Annotated in this window: 19 protein-coding genes; 3 read left to right on the plus strand and 16 right to left on the minus strand. The window is 70.6% G+C overall.

All coding sequences use genetic code 11. The features are described from left to right. Positions 1–58: 58 nt before the first annotated feature. The 4 genes from BM290_RS37110 to BM290_RS37125 form a co-directional block, all read right to left on the minus strand. The gene (locus BM290_RS37110) at positions 59–1,300 is read right to left on the minus strand and encodes an aminotransferase class V-fold PLP-dependent enzyme (RefSeq protein ID WP_093620617.1); all 1,242 of its coding nucleotides are present in this window, start codon (positions 1,298–1,300) and stop codon (positions 59–61) included. A gap of 1 nt (position 1,301) precedes the next feature. Next, positions 1,302–2,621 (minus strand): pyridoxal-phosphate dependent enzyme, encoded by a 1,320-nt coding sequence (locus tag BM290_RS37115; RefSeq protein WP_093620618.1) that lies wholly within the window; start codon positions 2,619–2,621, stop codon positions 1,302–1,304. Continuing rightward, entirely contained in the window at positions 2,618–4,084 is a 1,467-nt protein-coding gene (locus BM290_RS37120) for a type III PLP-dependent enzyme domain-containing protein (RefSeq protein ID WP_239144005.1), read from the minus strand. The genes BM290_RS37115 and BM290_RS37120 overlap by 4 nt, the downstream gene beginning before the upstream one ends. Before the next feature lie 275 nt (positions 4,085–4,359). Then, the gene (locus BM290_RS37125; RefSeq protein ID WP_093620619.1) at positions 4,360–4,974 is read right to left on the minus strand and encodes a TetR/AcrR family transcriptional regulator C-terminal domain-containing protein; all 615 of its coding nucleotides are present in this window, start codon (positions 4,972–4,974) and stop codon (positions 4,360–4,362) included. Between the two features lie 64 nt (positions 4,975–5,038). Here BM290_RS37125 and BM290_RS37130 point away from each other — a divergent pair, with 64 nt between their 5' ends. Both BM290_RS37130 and BM290_RS37135 read left to right on the plus strand, forming a co-directional pair. Then, positions 5,039–6,460: an FAD-dependent monooxygenase gene (locus BM290_RS37130; RefSeq protein WP_093620620.1), complete on the plus strand. Its 1,422-nt coding sequence runs from the start codon at positions 5,039–5,041 to the stop codon at positions 6,458–6,460. Next, the gene (locus BM290_RS37135; protein ID WP_093620621.1) at positions 6,457–6,864 is read left to right on the plus strand and encodes a RidA family protein; all 408 of its coding nucleotides are present in this window, start codon (positions 6,457–6,459) and stop codon (positions 6,862–6,864) included. The genes BM290_RS37130 and BM290_RS37135 overlap by 4 nt, the downstream gene beginning before the upstream one ends. Positions 6,865–7,230: 366 nt before the next feature. On the opposite strand, the gene BM290_RS37140 is transcribed toward BM290_RS37135, so the two are convergent. From BM290_RS37140 to BM290_RS37195, 12 genes are all read right to left on the minus strand, one after another. Continuing rightward, positions 7,231–8,298, minus strand: coding sequence for an MSMEG_0565 family glycosyltransferase (locus BM290_RS37140; protein WP_093620622.1), 1,068 nt, complete (start codon positions 8,296–8,298; stop codon positions 7,231–7,233). Continuing rightward, on the minus strand, positions 8,295–9,122 hold the full coding sequence (locus tag BM290_RS37145; protein ID WP_093620623.1) for a carbon-nitrogen hydrolase family protein: 828 nt from the start codon (positions 9,120–9,122) through the stop codon (positions 8,295–8,297). The genes BM290_RS37140 and BM290_RS37145 overlap by 4 nt, the downstream gene beginning before the upstream one ends. Beyond that, positions 9,119–9,940 carry a carbon-nitrogen hydrolase family protein gene (locus BM290_RS37150; protein ID WP_093620624.1) on the minus strand — a complete coding sequence of 274 codons (822 nt, stop codon included), beginning with the start codon at positions 9,938–9,940 and terminating at the stop codon, positions 9,119–9,121. Before BM290_RS37150 ends, BM290_RS37145 begins: the two co-directional genes overlap by 4 nt. Further along, positions 9,937–11,289 (minus strand): MSMEG_0567/sll0787 family protein, encoded by a 1,353-nt coding sequence (locus BM290_RS37155; protein ID WP_093620661.1) that lies wholly within the window; start codon positions 11,287–11,289, stop codon positions 9,937–9,939. The genes BM290_RS37150 and BM290_RS37155 overlap by 4 nt, the downstream gene beginning before the upstream one ends. Beyond that, the gene (locus tag BM290_RS37160; protein ID WP_093620625.1) at positions 11,286–12,338 is read right to left on the minus strand and encodes an MSMEG_0568 family radical SAM protein; all 1,053 of its coding nucleotides are present in this window, start codon (positions 12,336–12,338) and stop codon (positions 11,286–11,288) included. Before BM290_RS37160 ends, BM290_RS37155 begins: the two co-directional genes overlap by 4 nt. Beyond that, on the minus strand, positions 12,338–12,850 hold the full coding sequence (locus tag BM290_RS37165) for an MSMEG_0572/Sll0783 family nitrogen starvation response protein (RefSeq protein ID WP_093620626.1): 513 nt from the start codon (positions 12,848–12,850) through the stop codon (positions 12,338–12,340). The genes BM290_RS37160 and BM290_RS37165 overlap by 1 nt, the downstream gene beginning before the upstream one ends. A 12-nt stretch (positions 12,851–12,862) precedes the next feature. Continuing rightward, a complete protein-coding gene (locus tag BM290_RS37170) occupies positions 12,863–13,663 on the minus strand; it encodes an amidohydrolase family protein (protein ID WP_093620627.1) in 801 nt (266 codons plus the stop codon). Beyond that, positions 13,660–14,943, minus strand: coding sequence for an MSMEG_0569 family flavin-dependent oxidoreductase (locus tag BM290_RS37175; RefSeq protein WP_093620628.1), 1,284 nt, complete (start codon positions 14,941–14,943; stop codon positions 13,660–13,662). The genes BM290_RS37170 and BM290_RS37175 overlap by 4 nt, the downstream gene beginning before the upstream one ends. Continuing rightward, positions 14,940–15,278: an MSMEG_0570 family nitrogen starvation response protein gene (locus tag BM290_RS37180; RefSeq protein ID WP_239144006.1), complete on the minus strand. Its 339-nt coding sequence runs from the start codon at positions 15,276–15,278 to the stop codon at positions 14,940–14,942. The genes BM290_RS37175 and BM290_RS37180 overlap by 4 nt, the downstream gene beginning before the upstream one ends. A 517-nt stretch (positions 15,279–15,795) precedes the next feature. Further along, on the minus strand, positions 15,796–16,263 hold the full coding sequence (locus tag BM290_RS37185) for an RrF2 family transcriptional regulator (protein WP_177320057.1): 468 nt from the start codon (positions 16,261–16,263) through the stop codon (positions 15,796–15,798). A 731-nt stretch (positions 16,264–16,994) separates the two neighbouring features. Beyond that, complete coding sequence (locus tag BM290_RS37190; RefSeq protein ID WP_093620631.1) at positions 16,995–17,462, minus strand: carboxymuconolactone decarboxylase family protein; 468 nt, start codon at positions 17,460–17,462, stop codon at positions 16,995–16,997. A 70-nt stretch (positions 17,463–17,532) separates the two neighbouring features. Further along, positions 17,533–18,282 (minus strand): SDR family oxidoreductase, encoded by a 750-nt coding sequence (locus tag BM290_RS37195; RefSeq protein ID WP_093620632.1) that lies wholly within the window; start codon positions 18,280–18,282, stop codon positions 17,533–17,535. Between the two features lie 467 nt (positions 18,283–18,749). Here BM290_RS37195 and BM290_RS37200 point away from each other — a divergent pair, with 467 nt between their 5' ends. Then, positions 18,750–19,148 carry a hypothetical protein gene (locus BM290_RS37200; RefSeq protein WP_143134060.1) on the plus strand — a complete coding sequence of 133 codons (399 nt, stop codon included), beginning with the start codon at positions 18,750–18,752 and terminating at the stop codon, positions 19,146–19,148. Positions 19,149–19,154: the final 6 nt, after the last annotated feature.

Here is a 19,154-nt window from a genome sequence, read left to right on the forward strand (position 1 = left end):
CGGGACGGTGGAGACCGGGACGAGCCGATCAATTCGCCCACTGTAACGGATGTCGTTTTCAATAGCGGCGGGACGGTCCGCCTTCCTCGTCGAGGCGTTCGAGCAGTCCGAGCAGGCAATCGATCTCCTCGACGGTGTTGTACGCGTGCACGCTCACCCGTACCGATGAGGTCGTCTCTCCGCCCGCGGCCTGACAGTGGCCGTCGGCCCGGACCATGAAACCCTCCGCCGCCAGGATGAAACCGAGATCGTTGGAGCCGATCCGGTGGTGCCGGAAGGTGACGATGCCGTGCCGTTGCTGCACCGGGGAGTCGGCCGCCAGACTGCGCTGACAGCCGAGCACCTCGTAGGAGCGCAGGTGGCGCAGGCCGTCCGTGAGCCGGGCGGCCAGCGCCACCGTCCAGCGGGCTATCCGCTCGAGCCCCGCCTCCTGCAACCAGCTCATCGCGGCGGAGAGACTCACGATGCCGCTCGTGTTCGGGGAGCCGGCCCAGCCGCCCGGCACGAACCGTGGTCCCCGCTCGTTGCGGGCCCAGATCACGCCGGTGCCCGGCAGCGCCATCGCCTTGTGACCGGAGAACACCACGAAGTCGACGTCCAGGTCGGCAACCGACAGCGGCAGGTGGCCGACACTCTGGGCGGCGTCCAGGCAGATGACGACATCCGGGCCCGCCGCCGCACGGATCCTGCCGACGTTCATGTCACCGCCGTACACGTGGTGCACGTGGGTGGTGGCGATGAACCGGGTCCGCTCGTTGACCATCGGCAGGAGCGCCCGGTGATCGTAATCGTGCGCCGGGTCGTACGGCATCGGCCGCACCCGCACCGTGATGCCCTCGCGGGCCACCTCGTCGACGGCTTCCCGCCACGGCAGGGCGTTGGCCGAGTGGTCGGCGTCGGGAACGACGATCTCGTCGCCGTCGCGCAGTTGACGTGCCAGCCAGTCCCTGGCGATCAGCCGCAGTCCCTCGGTGGTGCCACTGACGAAGTGGACGCCGGACCGTTCGGGTTCCGGATCGTCGAGGAATCGGCGCACCTGCTGTTCGGTGTGCCGGATGAGCGCGGTGGTCCGGTTGGCCCAGGGATACGTGCCTCGCCCGGCATTGGCGTTCTCGCTGGTCAGGTAGTCGGTGACGGCGTCGAGGACGGCGCGGGGCTTCTGCGAGGTCGCGGCGTTGTCGAGATAGACCTGGTCCGGATGCGCGGTGATGATCGGGAAGTCCTCGCGTAGGCGACTCTGCCAGGACCGCAACTCCTCCGGGAAGGCGGCACCGTGGTTGTAGGAGGGCGCCGAGGCCACGTCAGTCCCGTACCAGTGCGGCGCCCGCGTCACGCCAGGCGATCACGCCTCCGGCCAGCGATCGCACGTCCTGGTGCCCCATCCGGGCCAGCAGCGCCGCATAGCGCGCCGACTTCTCGCCGACCGGGCAGACCAGCAGCACCGGCTGCCGGCGACCGAACGGCAGGCCACCGTGCAGCATCTCCTCGAACAGGTCGTCGACGATGTTGATCGACCGGTCGATGTGCAGCGCCCGGTAGGCGAACGGGCTGCGCAGATCCACGACCAGCGGAGTCTGTTTGTCGATCCACTCCTGGGCGTCGGCCACGCCGATGGTGTGCGCCGCGGCCAGGTCGTCGTCGGTGAGCGCATGCACCGACTGGGCCCGGGCCGGCAGCCGGAACAGCTCCGGACGACGTTCGCGCAGATAGCTCAGGTAGCTCTCGACCCGGTCACAGACGATGAACACCGCCGTACGCCGGTCGGTCAGCGTCGCGTCGACGGTACGCAGGTAGCGCACTGCCCCCTGATAGGCGCCGCCCCCGGTCGGGCCGGCCAGTGTTCCGCAGCGGCGGATCAGGGTAAGCAGGCCGTCGATCGCCTCATCCGAGCTGACCGCCTCGATCGTGTCGTAGGTGCCGGGATCGAACAGACCGACCTCGTGCACCTCATCGATGTTGCGGATGCCCGGGATGAAATCGGACTTCTGCGCCACCAGGCCCACGACGGTCACCGCCGGATCATGGGTGCGCAACGCCCGGGCCACACCGGTGGACGAGCCGGCGGTGCCGACACAGGCGATGAAGTAGTCCGGTACGCGCCCGCCGAGATCAGCGATGATCTCCGGGCCGGTCCCGAACGCGTGGGCATCGACGTTGAGATCGTTGAAATACTGGTCGGTGTGCAGGTAGCCGCCATCGGACGCGGAAACGGTGTGATACATCCGGGTGAGCGGATCGTCGGTGTCGGCCGGGTCGAGGCACTCCGATCGGCCTGGCAGCTCGTCGATCCGCGCGCCGAGCAACAGCAGCAGGTCCTTGATCTCCGGCACCTTCATCCGGTTCGTCACACTGCGAAACGGCAGGCCGTGCATGCCGGCGATCAGGGCCAGCGCCTTGGCGGTGTTGCCGCTGGACAGCTCCACGACGGTGTCACCCCGCTCGGCGGCTGCGGTGACCTGGTCGCGGACCATGTTCCACGCGGCCCGGTCCTTGAGCGAGCCGAACGGGTTGAACAACTCCATCTTCGCGTAGAGGTCGATGTTACGGAGGCCATGCACGGCGGCATCGATGCGCACCAGCGGGGTGCCTCCGATGACGTCGGTGACGCTGTCGTATCTCACGCGGTCTCCTCCCGGCCCGTGACGGGCCAGTAGTTCTCGTCGAGGCACCACTGCCAGCCGTCGTGGCCGCGGTAGGCGGCGACCGTCCGGGCGCTGGGTTGCATCAGCGCGTTGCCGGCGCTGAAGTCCATGAGATATCCGGCGGTGTTGACGAAGACCAGCAGATCACCGGGTCGGGGCCGGCCGGGGAGAAAGACCTTGCGCCGGGTGATCAGGTCCGCCTCAAGGCACAGGTTGCCGGTGAGATACACCCCCACCGGCGAGGCCGTCGCCGGGTCCGGCTGTGCACTCCGGTCGCGTGCGACCAGCAGTGGATCCATCAGAACGCCGTGCTGCTCCAAGGCGATGTCCGCGCTGTTGCCCGCGACGCGAACGAGAGTCTCGCCGTGGCCGTCGTCGCGGACCTCCTCGACCCGGGTCAGCACGGCGCCGCACTGGTCGAGCAGCGCCCGGCCCGGTTCGATGTGGAGATCGAACATGCTCTCCAGCAGCAACGTGCCGAACGGACGCCGCAGCGTCATCGACTCGGTGTCGAGCAGACGGTCGAGATAGGCCGGACCCGCGACGGCCCGGTGGGCGGGGTAGACGCTGAGTGCTCCACGGACCTTGCCGCCCTCGTTGCGCAGACCGTAGCCGTGGCCGTTCCACGTCAGCGGTGGACGGTTGCCGAGGACAGCGCCGGTCAGTTCGGTGGTCCAGGCCTCCCATTGGCTCTCCTCAGCCAGATAGCTGACGCCGAACCCACCGCCGATGTCGATCGCCCGTGGGTTCAGGCCATGGCGAGCGGCCTCGTCCATCGCGTGCAGGCAGCCCTCCAGCGCGGCGACCTTCTCCGGCAGCCCGACAGTGTCCAGGTGATAGGCGACGCCGAGGAAGTCGAGCTGGTCACCATGCCTGGCCAGCGCTTCCCACAGGGGGCCCAGGCGGGTGACGGGGACACCGAACCTGCTGGCGCGGGTCAGCACGGTGGTGCCGACGGAGGGGAAACCGGACAGCCGGGTCATCACCCGAACCCGGGGCAGGTCGTGCGTCTCGACGATGCCGGCGAGCCGGGTGAGCTCCTCGACCGAGTCGGCGTTGACGAGCACTGCGGCCCGAGCGGCGAGCCAGAGGAACTCCCGGCTCTTCGGCCCGGTCGCCATGATCCGCTCCGGTGCGAAGCCCGCGGCCAGGGCGCTCTGCAACTCGCCCAGTGACGCCACATCAATGCCCGCTTCCTCGGCCGCCAGTCTGCGGATCAGCGCCCGGGAACGGTTCGCCTTGTGCGCGAAGAAGACGTGACCGCCGAGGTGGCGGGCTCGATGGCTCGCCCGGAAACGCCGGACGTTCTCGACGGCCTGACCGGGCAGCACCAGATTCACCGGCGAGCCGAGGGCGTCCACCATCCGGTGCAGCCATGCGTGATCGTCCAGAAGAGACCGCAGCTCGCCGTCGACACGCGGTTGCAGGAAAGGCAATATCACACTCCCCGTGTCGGCGAGAATGCATATACCCCCACCCCACCACAGGAGTGCTGGCGTCGGTGTGCCGCTCCCGGCCGGCGGGTCGGCATGGACCAAACCTAATCGATGGTCCGTCCCCTTCCAAGAGGATCATGACCAAAAAGTAATCACCTGACTACTATATGCAATGTTGTGCATGCGCTCATCTCTCCCAACCGCCGAATCTGGACCCCCTGCGGGCGCTCGCAACGGAACCCCTTCCGATGGACGCAGCCGGCAGCTGTCGCGCTGCGCGCTCATCGCCGCAGGTGGCCGAGGATGTTGTCGAGTCCGAACTCGAACCGCTCGTCGAAGGCGCCGACGTCGAGGTGCGGCAGGACGCGGCGCAGCATCGGGAAGTCCCCCGTTGCCACGGCGGCGCTGAGGCGGTTCTCCTCGGGGCCGGGTGCGGCCTGCTCCTCCTGGGTGAGCCCGAGCACGAAGTAGATCAGCGTCCACGCGGTCCAGGCCGCGTCCCGGTCGGACAACCCGGCGTCCACGCAGGCGCCGATCAGTGTCTCGGCGAGGCGCAGGGTGTTCGGTTCGGCGGGATACGTGCCGACGATCAGTGCGGCGCCGTCGCGGTGGGCCAGCGCCGCGGCACGCAGTCGGCGGCCGATCTCCCGTACCCGTTGACCGGGATTGTCCGGAAGACCGTCGAGGGACACCTCGCCGGTGACCGCGTCGGCCATCAGGTCCAGCATCCGGGCCTTCGTCTTGACGTGCCACAACACCGTGTTCATCCGTACGCCGAGGCGGTCGGCCACCGCGCGGGTGGACAGGCCCTCCAGGCCCTCGTCGTCGAGCTGCTGGACGGCGGCGCGCACGACGGCGGACGTGCTGAGCCTCGCACTCTCTTGCCTTTTGGTCACTGACCAATTCTACTTGCCACTGTTCCTTGGTCATCGACCAAGGAACACGATCGGAGGACACACCATGAACAACCACGTCGTCATCGCCGGCGCCGGACCCGTCGGCCTCTGGCTCGCCGCCGAACTGCACCTCGCCGGCGTCCGGGCCACCGTGCTCGAACAGCGCACCGAACGCGACGAACGCTCCCGCGCCCTGACCGTGCACCCACGCACCCTCGAGGTGCTCGCCTCCCGCCGGATCCAGCGGCCGTTCCTGGACGAAGGCGTGCCGCTGCCCGGCGGCCACTTCGGTGTCCTGGACTCCCGGCTCGACTTCCGGCGGCTGAACAGCGCCTTCCCGTACACCCTGGCCCTGCCCCAGGCCCGCACCGAGGAACTCCTCGAAGCCCACGCGGCCGACGCCGGCGCCCGGATCCTGCGCGGCCATCGGGTCACCGGTTTCACCGAGCACGCCGAATCGGTCACCGTGGCCGTCGACGGCCCGGACGGCCGGTACGAGCTCGACGCCGCCTACCTGGCCGGCTGCGACGGCGCCCGCAGCATCGTGCGGACCGCCGCCGGCATCGGCTACCCCGGCACCGCGTCGACAGTGCTCGGCTGGCTCGGCGACGTCGTCCTGGACCGGCCACCCGTGCCCGGCTTCAGCTACTTCGGCCCGCAGGGCACCCTCATGGTGGTCCCGATGCCCGGCGGCGTCCACCGCCTCGTCGGCATCACCCCCGGCGACATCACCACCGACTGGCCCGGCGACCTCACCCTGGCCGAGCTGCGCGCCAAGACGATCGCGATGACCGGCGACGACTTCGGCATGCGCGACCCGGCCTGGCTGTCCCGCTACGGCGACGCCACCCGGCTCGCCGCCGCCTACCGCAAGGGCCGTGTCCTGCTCGCCGGCGACGCCGCCCACCAGCACTTCCCGGCCGGCGGCGTCGGCATGAACGTCGGCATCCAGGACGCCGCCAACCTCGGCTGGAAACTCGCCGCCACCCTGCACGGCTGGGCACCCACCGGGCTGCTCGACACCTACCACGCCGAACGGCACCCGGTCGGCGTCAGCCTCACCGAGACCAGCCGCGCCCAGGTCGCCCTGATGACCGCGTTCAGCCCGCCGGGGCTGAGCCTGCGCGGCCTGCTCAGCGAGCTGATCTCCACGCTGCCGCAGGTCAACGACCGGCTCGCGAACCGGGTCAGCGCCCTCGACGTGACCTACCCGCCCGCCGGCGCCGACGCCCATCCGCTCATCGGAACCCGCGTCGGCGACCCGGAGCTGCTGGCGCTGTCCCGCGCCGACGCGTACCTGATGGCCGATCTCACCCCCGGCGCCTCACTGTCCGCCCTGGCCGGCCCGCGCCTGCGAGTCCACCACCGGGCGCCCGGCGCCTTCGGCGACGCCACCGCCATCCTGATCCGCCCCGACGGGCACGTCGCCTGGGCCACCGACGAGGCCGACGCAGCCACCCGATTCGCGAAGGAGCACGCGGCATGACCATCACCCGCCTCGGCCCGCCCGGCCTGCACGCCGTGCCCGGACTGATCAGCCAGGTCGTCACGGTCACCGGCCGGACCCTGATCCACCTCTCCGGCCAAGTCGCCTGGGACGAACACGGCACACCGGTCGCCCCCGGCGACCACGCCGGACAAGCCGCGCGGATCGCCCGCAACATCGACATCGCCCTGGCCGCGGCCGGCGCCACCCGCGCCGACATCGTCAAAGAGACCATCTACGTCGTCGCATACACCCCCGACCTGCTGCAACACATCCTCGATGCGCTACGCGACGGTCATCAACCGTCACCAGCCAGCACCGTCATCGGCGTGGAGACCCTGTTCGCCCCCGACTTCCTGATCGAAGTCGACATCGTCGCCGCCGTCACCAGGCCGGCCCCCTGAACCGCCCGGGGGCGCACGCCACCGCTTCGCCCCCGGCTCAGCCCACCAGCACCATGACCCCACAAACCCCGACGGGGTACGCGCAGCAGCGGCACGCCATCTGCAGCCGACGGACCGCCCTCGGCGTCCTGCATGGGACTCGGCGCCTTCGGCGTGCCGCTGGGGATCCGTCGTCGCCGGACTGCTCCGGCAGCACTGCTGGTGGGGCTCGGTGTTCCTGGTCGACCCGGCGCCGCAGGCATCGCCGCGCCACTGTGCCCGCTGATCCCCATGTCGCCGGCCAACCCATCGGAGGCACGTGGGATCAGACAGCCGGATCGCGCCGGAATCTCCAAGCCGCTCTCTGAGCCGCAGCCGTTGGGAGTGTCAACCAGCTGTAACGGCTGACATCAGGGTGCTGTAGAACGCCGCGTGCTGCTCGGCCGCGGCCCGCCAGGTGTGCGCGGCGGCCAGTGCCCGGCCCGCGGCGACACGCGACGGCGACGGCTCGCCGATCGCGTCACGCAGAGCACGGGCCAGGCTGTGCGGGTCGCTGCCGTAGCCGACGGCGGAGCCGAAGACCTCGCGCAGCACGGGCAGATCACGGACGACCACGGGTACGCCGGCGGCGAGGGCTTCCATGGCGGCCAGCCCGAAGCCCTCCTTCGTGGAGGGGAACGCGAAAGCGGCGGCGCCGGCGACCAGGCCGGGCAGGGCGTCGTGATCGACGGGACCGAGCACCCGCGGGTGGACGCCGAGTTCGGCGGCACGCGTCTGCCAGGCGGTGCGGTAGTCGCGGTAATCGAACAGGGTCTCGCCGCCGGCGATCACCAGGTTCAAGCCGGGCAGGCCGGCCCGTAACAGCGCGTAGGCGTCGAGCAGGTCGATGGAGCCTTTGCGGGGCTCGATGCCGCCGACGGCCAGGACGTAGCGGCCGTGTTCGGTGGACGGCGCCGCGGCGGCGAACCGGTCGGCGTCGACACCGTTCGGGATGACGGTGGGGGTGATGCCCCAGCCGTCGCGGACCTCGGTGGCGACGGCGGCGGAGACGCACACGTGTGCGTACGGCCGGACGATCGCCTTCTCGTGGCAGGCCGCGAGCTCCGGCGTGGTGAACCGGTCGAGATGGTGGATGGTGCGTACGCAGCGGTCGACGGCGTTGGCGCTGATGCAGTCCTGGGCGTGGACGATGTCGTACTCGCCGGGGGTGAAGGCCTGGCGCAGCAGGTCGATGGACCGCAGGATGCGCGGGCCGACGCCCTCGTCCGGGATGTCGGGGAACGGCACGACGGCCAGCCGGACCCGCGGGTCGACGTCGCGGAAGAAGCCGCCACCGCGCCCGAGGGTCCAGACGGTGACGTCGTGGCCGAGCACGGCGAGGGCCTCGGCCAGGGACAGGGTGTGCACGACACCACCCCGCGGGCGGGTCGAGTAGGTGAGCAGCGCGATCCTCATGTGCGGTAGGTCTCCGGCCGCAGCTCGTCGAGATGGGACAGCACCCGGCGGGCGGCGCTGATCTCGGCGGTGACATCGAGCTCGGCGACGGCGAGGCCGGCTTTGCCCCAGGTGCGCGCCAGGATGTTGCCGGCCGGGCCGACCACCTTGGCCTGGCCGAGGAAACGCATGCCACCGACGGCGCCGGTCTGGTTGGCGGAGACGACGACGAGCTGGTTCTCGGCGGCACGGGCACAGTCGTACAGGTCGAAAAGCCGTGATTGCCGGTCCTGGGACATCTTGGGGGCGGCGTTGGTGAGGCTGGCCGGCCAGGCCGACAGGCAGGCGACGATCTGGGCGCCGTCGCGGGCCAGGGTGCGGGCCGATTCGGGGAAGGTCTTGTCGTAGTCGATGAGCATGCCGAGCCGGCCGACCGGGGTGTCGAAGGCGGCGAACGTGTCACCGGCACGGTAGGCGGCCGTCTCCGCGGCCGGCAGATGCACCTTGCGGTGCCGCCCGAGGATGCCGTCGCCGGTGAGGCAGAGCGCGGCGTTGTACCGGTCGTCGCCGTCAGCCTCGCAGTAGCCGACGCAGACGACCATGTCGCCGGCGAGGGCGGCGACCTTGCCGATGGCCGGGTCGTCGGGGCGCAGGGCCGGGGGCAGCGCGTGCGGGTCGGGGTGACGCAGGTCGGCCAGGTAACCGCCGATGGCCGCGTCCGGGAGCACGAGCAGCGCGGCGCCGGCGAGCCGGGCATCGGAGATGATCTTGCCGATGCGGCCGAGGCTGTGGTCGATGTCGCGGCCGAAGTGCGCGGCCGCCGCGGCGATGCGGGTGAGCGTCACGATCCGTACGTGTCCGGGCGGCGGTCACGCAGGTGACCCATGTGGCGACGGGCGGCCTCGAGAGCCGCGGTGACGTCGATGTCGGCGATCGCCATCCCCGGGACCACGCCGGTGGTGGCCAGGACGTCGCCGCCGGGGTCGACTACTTTCGCGCTGCACACGAAGCGCAGACTACCGAAGGTGCCGGCCTGGTTCGCCGACAGCCAGACGACCTGGTTCTCCAGCGCGCGGGCCCGGTCGAACAGATCGAAACGGCGGGTCCACCGGTCGTCGGCCAGGTTCTCGGGAGCGCCGGTGCGGCTGCCCGGCCAGGCCGAGACGCACACGACGATCTGCGCGCCGTCCAGCGCCAGGGCGCGGGCCGACTCCGGGAACGCCTTGTCGTAGCAGATCAGCATGCCGATCCGGCCGACCGGCGTGTCGAAGGCGGCGAACCCGTCGCCGGAGGCATAGCTGGCATCCTCGCGTAACGGCTGGTGGACCTTGCGATGATTGCCCAGGACCCGGCCGCCGCCGACGCACACGACGCTGTTGTAGCGGCGATCGCCGTCGGCCTCGCAATACCCGGCACACACCACCATGTCACCGGCGAGCTCGGTGAGCCGGGCGATCTCCGGTCCGTCGACGCGCAGCGCGGGCGGCTGCTCGGCGGCGCCGTTGAGGTCGGCGAGATAACCCCCGAGGCAGGCTTCGGGCAGCGCCAGCAGTCGCACGCCCTCGGCCCGTGCCGCCGCGATGATTTTGGCGATCCGCTCGAAGTCGCCGTCGAGGTCGCGGTCGAAGGGCTCGGCGACCGCGGCCATCCGGAGCATGCTCATGCGGCTGTTCCCAACTGTGTGACACCGGCCGGTACGGCTTCGGTGAGTTCTCCGTCCGGCCAGCGGAGCCGGACTCCGCTGCCGGTTGTCAGTTCGCCGCAGTCGGCGGTGACCGCGGGAACGGGCGGGACGTGGTGGGTGCCGGTGGTCAGCATGGCGAACCCGGGAAAACAGGTCAGCCAGTCCCCCGCGCTCACCGCTGCCGGGCGGGGCACCCGGGCCACGTCGAGGATCGCGCCGCAGCCGCTGGCCTCGGCGAGCATGCCGAGGGTGCCGGCGATCCCGGCCATCGACACGTCCTTGGCCGCCGGCGGGCGGGCCGCCGCCACGAACCCGTGCAGGGCCCGCAGCTGCGCGGGGGTGCGATGGCTGGTGGAGTCCCACTGCCGGCCGTGGTAGCCGGGCCGCCAGCCACCGGTCAGGTCGGCGGTCAGGCGTACGGTCTGCCCGGCGCTGCCTCCGCCGCCGGGGACCGGATGCGCGGTGCGGCCCAGCGCGGTCGCCGACAGCGCGGCCGGGACGCCGAGCTGGGTGTGCCCGCCGAGCACCGGCACTCCCCACGCCTGGGCGGCGCGCCGCAGCCCGCCGAGGATGCGCCCGGCGAGCGCGGCGTCGCGGGCCGCGACGGCGTTGAGCAGCCCGACCGGTACGGCGCCCATCGCGGCCAGGTCGTTCATGTTGACCAGCACCGCGCACCAGCCGGCCCAGTCCGGGTCGCGTTCCACCATCGACGGCAGGATCGCGTCGCAGGCGGCGATCAGGTCCGAGCCGGGCACCGGCGCGCCGTCGTCGCCGACCCATCCGGGCGGGGCGAGGCCGGCGACCAGGGATCCGAGGGGTTGTTTGGTGGCCGCGGCGAGCCGGGCGATGCGGGTGATCGGCCAGCGCATCAGTACGTGCGGGCGGCCGGCGACGGTGACCGGCCGGATCGTGTGCCAGCCCAGAGCCCGGAACATCCGCTCGGCGCGAGGCTGCACGGTGGCGTCGAACCGCAGCACACCGGCGTTCTCGGCGTACGCGCAGGCGGCCCGGATCAGCGCCGGCCCGATGCCACGGGCGCCGCGGGCCGCCGGGTCCACGGCCAGCCGCCCGCCGGTCCACCAGCCGATGTCGTCGCCGGGGCCGGCCGGGCCGAGCCGCACACCACCCAGCAGCTCACCGTGGCTGCCGCGGGCCTGCAGGACGACGGTGCGCGGGTCGTCGTCACGGTCGTCGTGATCCGTACCCTCGAAAAGCCCTTGTTCGTCGACGAAGACCCGGGCGCGCAGGTCACGGTAGTCGCGGGTGTCGTCGGCGCGTTCGATGAGCAGCCGTGCGCCCAGCAGCGCGGGCACCAGGTCGGCGCTCATCCGCCGGCCGCCTGCAGCACGCCGCACGCCCCGCAGGCCGCACAGCCCGCCTTCTGATCGGCGCCGAGCATGCCGGCCTCGCGCAGCAGCCGGGCCACACGTTCGCTGACGTCGCGCACCAGCGACGGCGCCGGGGCGGTGACTCCGTCCCGGCGCGCCAGCGTGCCCGGCATCGGGCGGAACGGCACCACGAACGGGTACACGCCGCGGTCGATCAGACGGGCGGCGCCGGCGACCAGGTCGTCGGGGTCCTCGCCGAGGCCGATCAGCAGATAGGTGGAGACCTGGTTGCGGCCGAACACGGCCACCGCCCGGTCCCAGGCGGCCTCGTACTCGGCCATCGGCACCGCGCCCTTGCCCGGCATCCAGCGGCGGCGGACCTCGTCGTCGAGCGACTCGACGTGGATGCCGATGCTGGCGGTGCCGGCGGCCCGCAGGTCGTCGATGACGCGCAGGTCGCCGGGCGGTTCGATCTGCACCTGGATCGGCAGGCCGGGCACGGCCGCCAGGACCGCGCTCACGCAGCGGACCAGGTTGCGGGCGCCACGGTCCGGGCCGGTGGTGGTGCCGGTGGTCATCACCATCTGGGTGATGCCGTCGAGGCGCACGGCTGCCTCGGCCACCTCGGCGAGCTGGGCCGGCGTCTTCGCGGCCACCGTCGCACCCGCGGTCAGCGACTCCTCGATGGTGCAGAACCGGCAGCGCTGGTCCTCGGCGTAGCGGATGCACGTCTGCACGACGGTGGTGGCCAGGATGTCCCTGCCGTGCAGGCGCGCGATCTTCTCATAAGGCACCCCGTCGGCGGTCTCACCATCATAAAACCGCGGCCGGCGTACGACCTGAAGGCTCAGGCCGGTGTCGGCGTCCCCGAGCCACACCTTGTCGTCGCGGACCTCGTAGGGGCTGAGCGGGTTGATCGGCAGCGCCGCGTTCTGCCCGTCGATCAGCACGTGGCCGTCGTCGCTGGGGCCGGCCCCGGCCGGGCGGCGCACGGGGGTGGGTACCCGTACGCCGCGCACGGCCAGGTCGGAACGAACGTCGATGGACATCAGATCATGTAGGTCGAGTTGATGATGGCGCCCTTGCGGGCGTAGTGGATGATCGCGTCCTGCACGTCCAGCGGGTGGGTGGGGATGACGCCCTCGATCAGGTCCTCCTCGCGGGCGCCGTGCAGCGACAGGCCGAACCGGCAGCAGTACACCTTGCCGCCCTCGGCGATGAACGTCTTCAGCGAGTTGTTGATGTTGTGCTCGCCGGGGAACGCCGACGTGCCGGTGGTCGGGAAACCGCGGGTGGCCAGGGCGTTGAGCGAGCCCGGACCGTAGAAGTAGATCGCCGATTCGAAGCCCTTGCGCAGCGCACGGGTGGCCTGCAGGATCGCCACGAAACTCACCGACGACTCGTGGGCGATGCCGTGCACCAGGGTGAAGTACGTCTCGCCGTTCTCGGCCTGGTAGTCGGGGAAGACCTTGGTGGCGCCGTAGAGGCTGGAGCCCTCGGGCAGTGACGGGTGCGGGATCTCGGTGAGGGACTTCTGCTCGAGTTCGGTCAGCTCGGTCATGGGGGGCTCCTTCTAGCCGTACAGCGTGTCGAAATTGGTGTGGAACACGGACTGCGACAGTTCGGAACCGGCGGCGACGGCACGCAGCCGGGCGGATTCCCCGGCGTGGTCGCCCCACGGTTCGTCGCTGGCGAACAGCACCCGGTCGTGGCCGATGCCGCGCCGGTCGATCTCGTGCGCGAGCCATCGCGGCGCGAAGCCGATGGCCCAGGACAGGTCGGTGTAGACCTGTTTGCCGGCGGTGATCCAGTCGAAGAACCGGCCGCCGATCAGCTTGATGTGCGCGCTCATCCCGCCGCCGAAGTGCACCAGGTGGATGCGGACGTCGTCACCGAACCGGTCGACGAGCGTGCCGACCCGGTCGATGTCCGAGGCGGCGCCGGGTGAGGTGTGCACGTGGACGGTCAGGTCGTGCTCGCGGGCCGCCTTGAAGATCGTCTGCAGGCCGGGGTCCTCGACACCGCCGCCGAGCAGGAAGCTGAGCTTGAGGGCCCGTACGCCCGGTTCGCCGGCCAGGCGCAGGGCCCGGGCGGTGCGCTCGGTGTCCTCGGTCTTCGCCGACACCCACAGCCCGGCCCGGATCCGGTCGTCGCGGTGGGCGGCCTCGACGACCAGGTCGTTGAAGCCGAACGCCACCTCCGGGTCGGGCACCCCGTAGTTGGGCAGGACCAGGGCACGTTCGGTGCCTTCGGCGTCGAGGTCGGCGATCAGCTCGTCGATGGTGGCGCGGGCGGTGGTGTCCGGATGGACCGGCGGGCCGCCGTAGAACGGATAGGCGGGCAGGACGCCGAGGTGGCGGTGGGCGTCGTTCATGCCGCGACCGTCTCCGGGGCGGTGCCGGCCAGCCAGATGACGTCCTCGGCGGCCCGCAGCCGACGCGGCGCGGTGATCCGGCCGGCCAGGTGCTCGGCGTCGCGGGCGATGCCGGCGAACCGGCCCGATCCCCAGGTCCACTGCCAGGGCAGACCGAGAAAGTACAGGCCGGGGCAACTGGTCACGCCGCGCTCGTGGGTGGGGTAGCCGCGGCCGTCGAAGACCGGCACCTGGATCCAGCGGTGATCGCGGTGGAAGCCGGTGGCCCAGACGACCGCGCCGAGTTCGCCCGGGTCGAGGGTCCGCTCGCCGGGCGGCGGCTGCCACACCGGCGTGTAGCGCTGCTCGGCCGGGGCGTCGATGCCCTGCGCGCTGATCCAGCCGTCGATGGCGTTCTTGATGCCGTCGGCCACGGCGTCCGCGTTGTCCAGGTTGGCGGCGAGATCCCCGGCGAAGGTGATGCCGCCGCCGGTGATCTCGCGCAACCGGCCGTACAGTTGCATGCCCTGCCGGGCGAAAGCCCGCAGATCGATGTCCCGGCCGCCGTCGCGGCCGGTCATGTAGTGGTTCGCGCGCAGCCGCACCTCGTCGGCGTCACCGAACTCGTCGACTCCCTTGGTGTAGTGGCCCATGGCGTCGAGCCAGGCCAGGGTGTCGCGGCCGCGGTAGCGGCGGGCGGCCCGCGGAGCGCTGCCGACCGCCAGGTGCACGCGGCGGCCGGCCAGGTGCAGGTCCTCGGCGATCTGCGCGCCGGACTGGCCGGTGCCCACGACCAGCACGTCACCGTCGGGCAGCTGGCCCGGGCGCCGGTACTGCGAGGAATGCAACTGCGCGAGGCCGGTCGGCAGCCGCTCGGCGATCCGGGGAATCGCCGGCTCGTGATAGGGGCCGGTGGCGACCACGACCTGGTCGGCGGTGAACGATCCGGCGCTGGTCTGCAGGGTGAAGACCCCGGTCGCGCCGCGACGCAGCCGGGTCACCGTGACGCCCTGCCGCAGCGGCGGGGCGAACGAGGCCGCGTACCTCTCCAGGTGGGCGACCACCTCGGCGCCGGACATGAACCCGTCCGGGTCGTCGCCGGTGTACGCGAAGCCGGGCAGGTCGACCTGCCAGTTCGGGGTGACCAGGCAGAACGAGTCCCACCGGCGGTCGCGCCACTCGTGGCCGACCCGGTCGCGTTCCAGGACGACGTGGTCGACGCCGCGCCGGCTCAGGTGCCAGCTCATCGACAACCCGGCCTGGCCACCGCCGACGATGATGACCGTGTGGTGCGTGCTCATGCCTCGATCCCCTCGACGGTCACCTCACCGGCGGGGTACCGCGCGGCGTTGCGTTCGACCAGGGCCAGCGATCGTGCGGCGTTGGAGCAGGGGAATCCGTAGGCGGCCTGAACCCGGTCGCTCGCGATTCGTAATGCCTCGCGGCAACGATTCACGAATTCGTCGACCGCGTATTCCTGCCCGGCGGTGAAATAGTCTTCCACCACCGTGGACGGTGAATAGATCCTCTGCTGCGGGCCGTGGGGCCAGCGCGCCAGCACATACCGTTCCGGCATCGGCGATGCCTCCTTGCCCAGGTCAAGCGGCTGTTGCGAGACCCAGTCAAGAAGTCGCATGTTTCGGGGTCGTGTCATCCGGAACAACGTGGCGTTAGAAAGAACTCACCGACCAGTCCGATGTCGACGGCATTTCCGACGAGTTTCCCGTGATTGCGCACCCGCACGGAAAAGGGAATGCCGAATGGCGGGCGATCCGATGGACCCCCCGCCTGCGCATTTCTGGCCGGTTATGCGCTCGGGCCGGCGACCGGCAAGCCGATCACCCCGCATCCACCAGCGCGCCGGCACGACTCACCACGCCGCCCCCGAACGGGCTGCGCTTGGTGCACCAATGGTTTGCGCACCAACTGTTGGCACGCTAACAGCCTGCGGCGACCGGCGGTAGACCTCACCCGGACAACGAGACGCCCGCCAGCCGGCGCAACCGGGATGAGCCGGGTCCGCCCACACCGGGCCGCCGACGATCCGGGACTCGGGCAGCGAGAGCGCCGGCCACTCCACCCACCGGACGCAACCGCCTGCCGGACAGTGCACCAGGCGGACCTCCGGATGCCCGGCCGCCTGGTGCACCACGTCAAGACGCCAGCCAGGCCCTGGCACGCTCGACAGCCCCGGGCAGAATCTGCCGATCGGCGTCGGCGACGAGGTCGGCAATCGTGACCGCACGCAACGAATCCCGCCACGCCCGGTCGGCGGAGTCCATCACCTTGGCGATCGCGCACGGATCGGCGCACTGCTCGGCCGGGGTCGCCAGCGGGCCGCGCTGCCGCACCTCGGTGCACCGGAACGCCGGCAGCACACCGTCGATCGCCTCGACGACGTCCAGCACAGTGATCGCCGCGGCGTCGCGCGTCAGCACATACCCACCGGCATTCCCCTGAGTCGACCGCACCAGGCCGGCCCGCGACATGAGTTGGAGCTGCTTGGCCAGATAGCTCGGCGAGACGTCGTGATATTCCGCCAACTTGACCGCGGGCACCGGCTGCGAAGCTCGGCTGAGCAGCGTACAGCAGTGCAGGGCCCACTCAACGCCCCCGGACATCTTCACCGCCCCAGCCTACAGCACTCGGATATATCTTATCCAAGTAGCTTGTCGTCGGGTCGGCCGACAATTCCTCGAGCTTTTCCACGAAACGGCGCGGGCTCCCCCGCGCGCCCGCCCTTCCGGCGCCGATTCCGCCCGGCCAGATCGGCTCGGCGGTCGTGCTCGGCGCCGGCGTCGCCAGCCTGCCGGCGGCTCGCGTTCTGAGCGATCATGCGACCGACGTGCTGGTGATCGACCACGATGACCAAACGGTCACCGGCAGCCGTCCCGGCACGCCACACCGCAATCACCTGGACCTTCTGTTCAGCGCCCGGGCTCTCGCTGATTTTCCGGATAAACCCGCGAGGCACTCGTACGTGGCGCGAACCTCGCGCCGGCATCCGTGCGGCGCAGCTATCTCGGTCACCGGCTGGGCGCTGGGCCGTCACGGCTGTCCCCGCTGATTTCGTCGTCGATGCCACGGTCCGGCCAGCCGCGTGATCGATTCGCTTTCCCGCGACGGTTTCACTCCACCCGAGATTCGCCGAGTGGGCAGCGGAGCCCATTACGCGACTAGCCTTTCGCCGGCCTTTCGCCGGGCGGAAGAGGCGCCGGACGCCGACGTGGCGCCGGCGAAGTTCGATTCACGCCGGTAGCCGAGGCCGGCGGCGCCCGCGGTGGTCGCCGTCGAGGACGACCGGTGGATGGTTCGGCCAGGTTCCGTCCGACCTGCTGCGCCGACAGTGAGCTCAATCGCGGGCCTGCGCCGGCATCTGCAGCGGGACGCCGAAGCGGTTGAACGCGTTCATCAGGGCCACCTGGACGACCAGCGCGCCGAGTTCCTCGTCGGTCATGACGTCACGGACGCCGGCCCAGATCTCGTCGCTGACGCCGTGCTCGGTCAGCGTCGTCGCGGCCTCGGCATAATCCAATGCGGCGCGCTCGGCCGGGGTGAACAGCGCCGATTCGCGCCACGCGACCAGCTGGTAGATACGGTTCGGCGTTTCGCCCAGCTCCAGCGCCTCATGAGTGTGCAGGTCGATGCAGTGCACGCAGTGGTTGATCTGCGAGACGCGCAACTTGACCAGCTCGCGGATGGCGGCGTCGAGCGGAGAGGTCCGGATGGCCTGATCGGCGGAGTAGAGGGCACGGGCCGCCTGCGGCGCCGCCTTCGGCAGGTCGAGGCGGGGCCGGCCGGTGTGCTGGTCGGTGGTCACGATGTCTCCCGGGACTGTGGTGAGCGGTCGCTCATGGGTTTTCGGCAGAGTGGAGTCGGGCGGGCTGCGGTCAGAAGGCGTGGGTGGCCGACCAGTCCTCGAAACTCGTCCGGGCGATCCGCGCCTCACCCACCGGCACCAGCGAATCGTGAACGATCGGCACCCCGAAATAGCCGACCCCGGCGTCCTGACGGATCGGCCGGCTGTCGCCCTGCGCCGCCAGAGCCGGACCGATGAACCGGGCGAACGGCGCACGCTCCGGGCCGGCGATCTCCAGCGCGCCGTCGAGCGGCGCGGACGTGGCGACCTCCGCCAGGGTGGCGGCCACGTCCGCGGCGGCGATCGGCTGAAGGTCCGCGGCGGGAAGCACGATGGCGTCGCCCTGAGCGAAACCGGCGCCGATGGTCGTGAGGAACTCGAAGAACTGCGTGGCCCGCACAATGGTGAAAGGGGTGCCCGACTGGGTGACGAGGTGTTCCTGCGCGGCCTTGGCGTCCAGGTAACCGGGGTGCGAGAGCCGGTCGGTGCCGACGATCGACAACACCACGTGATGCCGGACGCCCGCTTCCCGGCCGGCCTCCAGCAGCGTCCTGGTCGAGGTGGCGAAGAAGTCCAGGATGGCCTTGGGCTCGAAGACCATCTTGTTGGTCACGTCGACGACCGCGTCAGCTCCCTCGAGTGCTTCGCTCACACCCTGACCACTGATCGTGTCGACCCCCGTCTCGGGTGAGGCGGGCAGGACATCGTGGCCCTGCGCACGCAGCAATCCGACGACCTTCGACCCGATGAGCCCGGTTCCACCGGCGACCACCACGCGCATGACTCGACTCCTCAACTCGGACAACTTTTGTCTGCGATCCTACTCGGATAAAACTTGTCCGCGTCAAGCCGTGCGGATCGACGCGATCCCCGGAGACCGGGTGTCCTGCGACACGTCACGCCAGCCGCGCAGCGGCAACCGGGGAGGTTGACGGCGATCAAGGAGTCCTCCAGGCCGGGCGGGATCGGCGCGAGGAAGCCCCGGACGTCGGCGGGCACGATGACCCGGATCGGGATCGGGCAGACGACGCACGGCGTCGCCGCTCAGCTTGTCGTTTAACCTCCCGCTCCACCCCGACGCCGCCGCGGACGAGATCACTGCGTCATGAAAGGCGACTACGGTGCATGCTGCCTAGCGTGCTGGGCGCGGGCGACGACGGGATCCAACGCGCGTTTTCTGCGGCAGTTGAGTACGGGCTTGAGCGAACAATGTTGCCGCGCGACGCTGCGCGGTTGACCATATGCCGCGTGAACTACGTCAAAGTCGAGTTCGTGCGTTGGGTGGACGCCGAATGGCCCGGGCAGATCGAGGTGCAACTCCGCGAGGCGGACGGGACCACGACCGCCATCATCGAGAAGGTGCCCGTTCTTCTCTCAGATGAGCTATCAGCTATCGAGCCGGAGATCCCGTCCCAGATCGATGTTCCGTGCGACGTGCTGGAACGAGACCAGGACGCTGCCGACTGTACGTCCGTCCTCGTACGGCTGCACTTTCACATCCAGGACCAGCGAGGCCGCAGTGTCTTTCGCGTTCCTGCAGGCGACGTCAACGGTCCCCGTGAGTTTCCCCCGGTTCGGTGGAGCAGTTTTTCCTGCTACCGGCCGGCGGCAGGGGTGAGTGATACGGGCTCGTCCTGGCTTGCCTGATCGTGA

It is taken from the genome of Actinoplanes philippinensis, assembly GCF_900113015.1.
Taxonomy (GTDB): Bacteria; Actinomycetota; Actinomycetes; order Mycobacteriales; family Micromonosporaceae; genus Actinoplanes; species Actinoplanes philippinensis.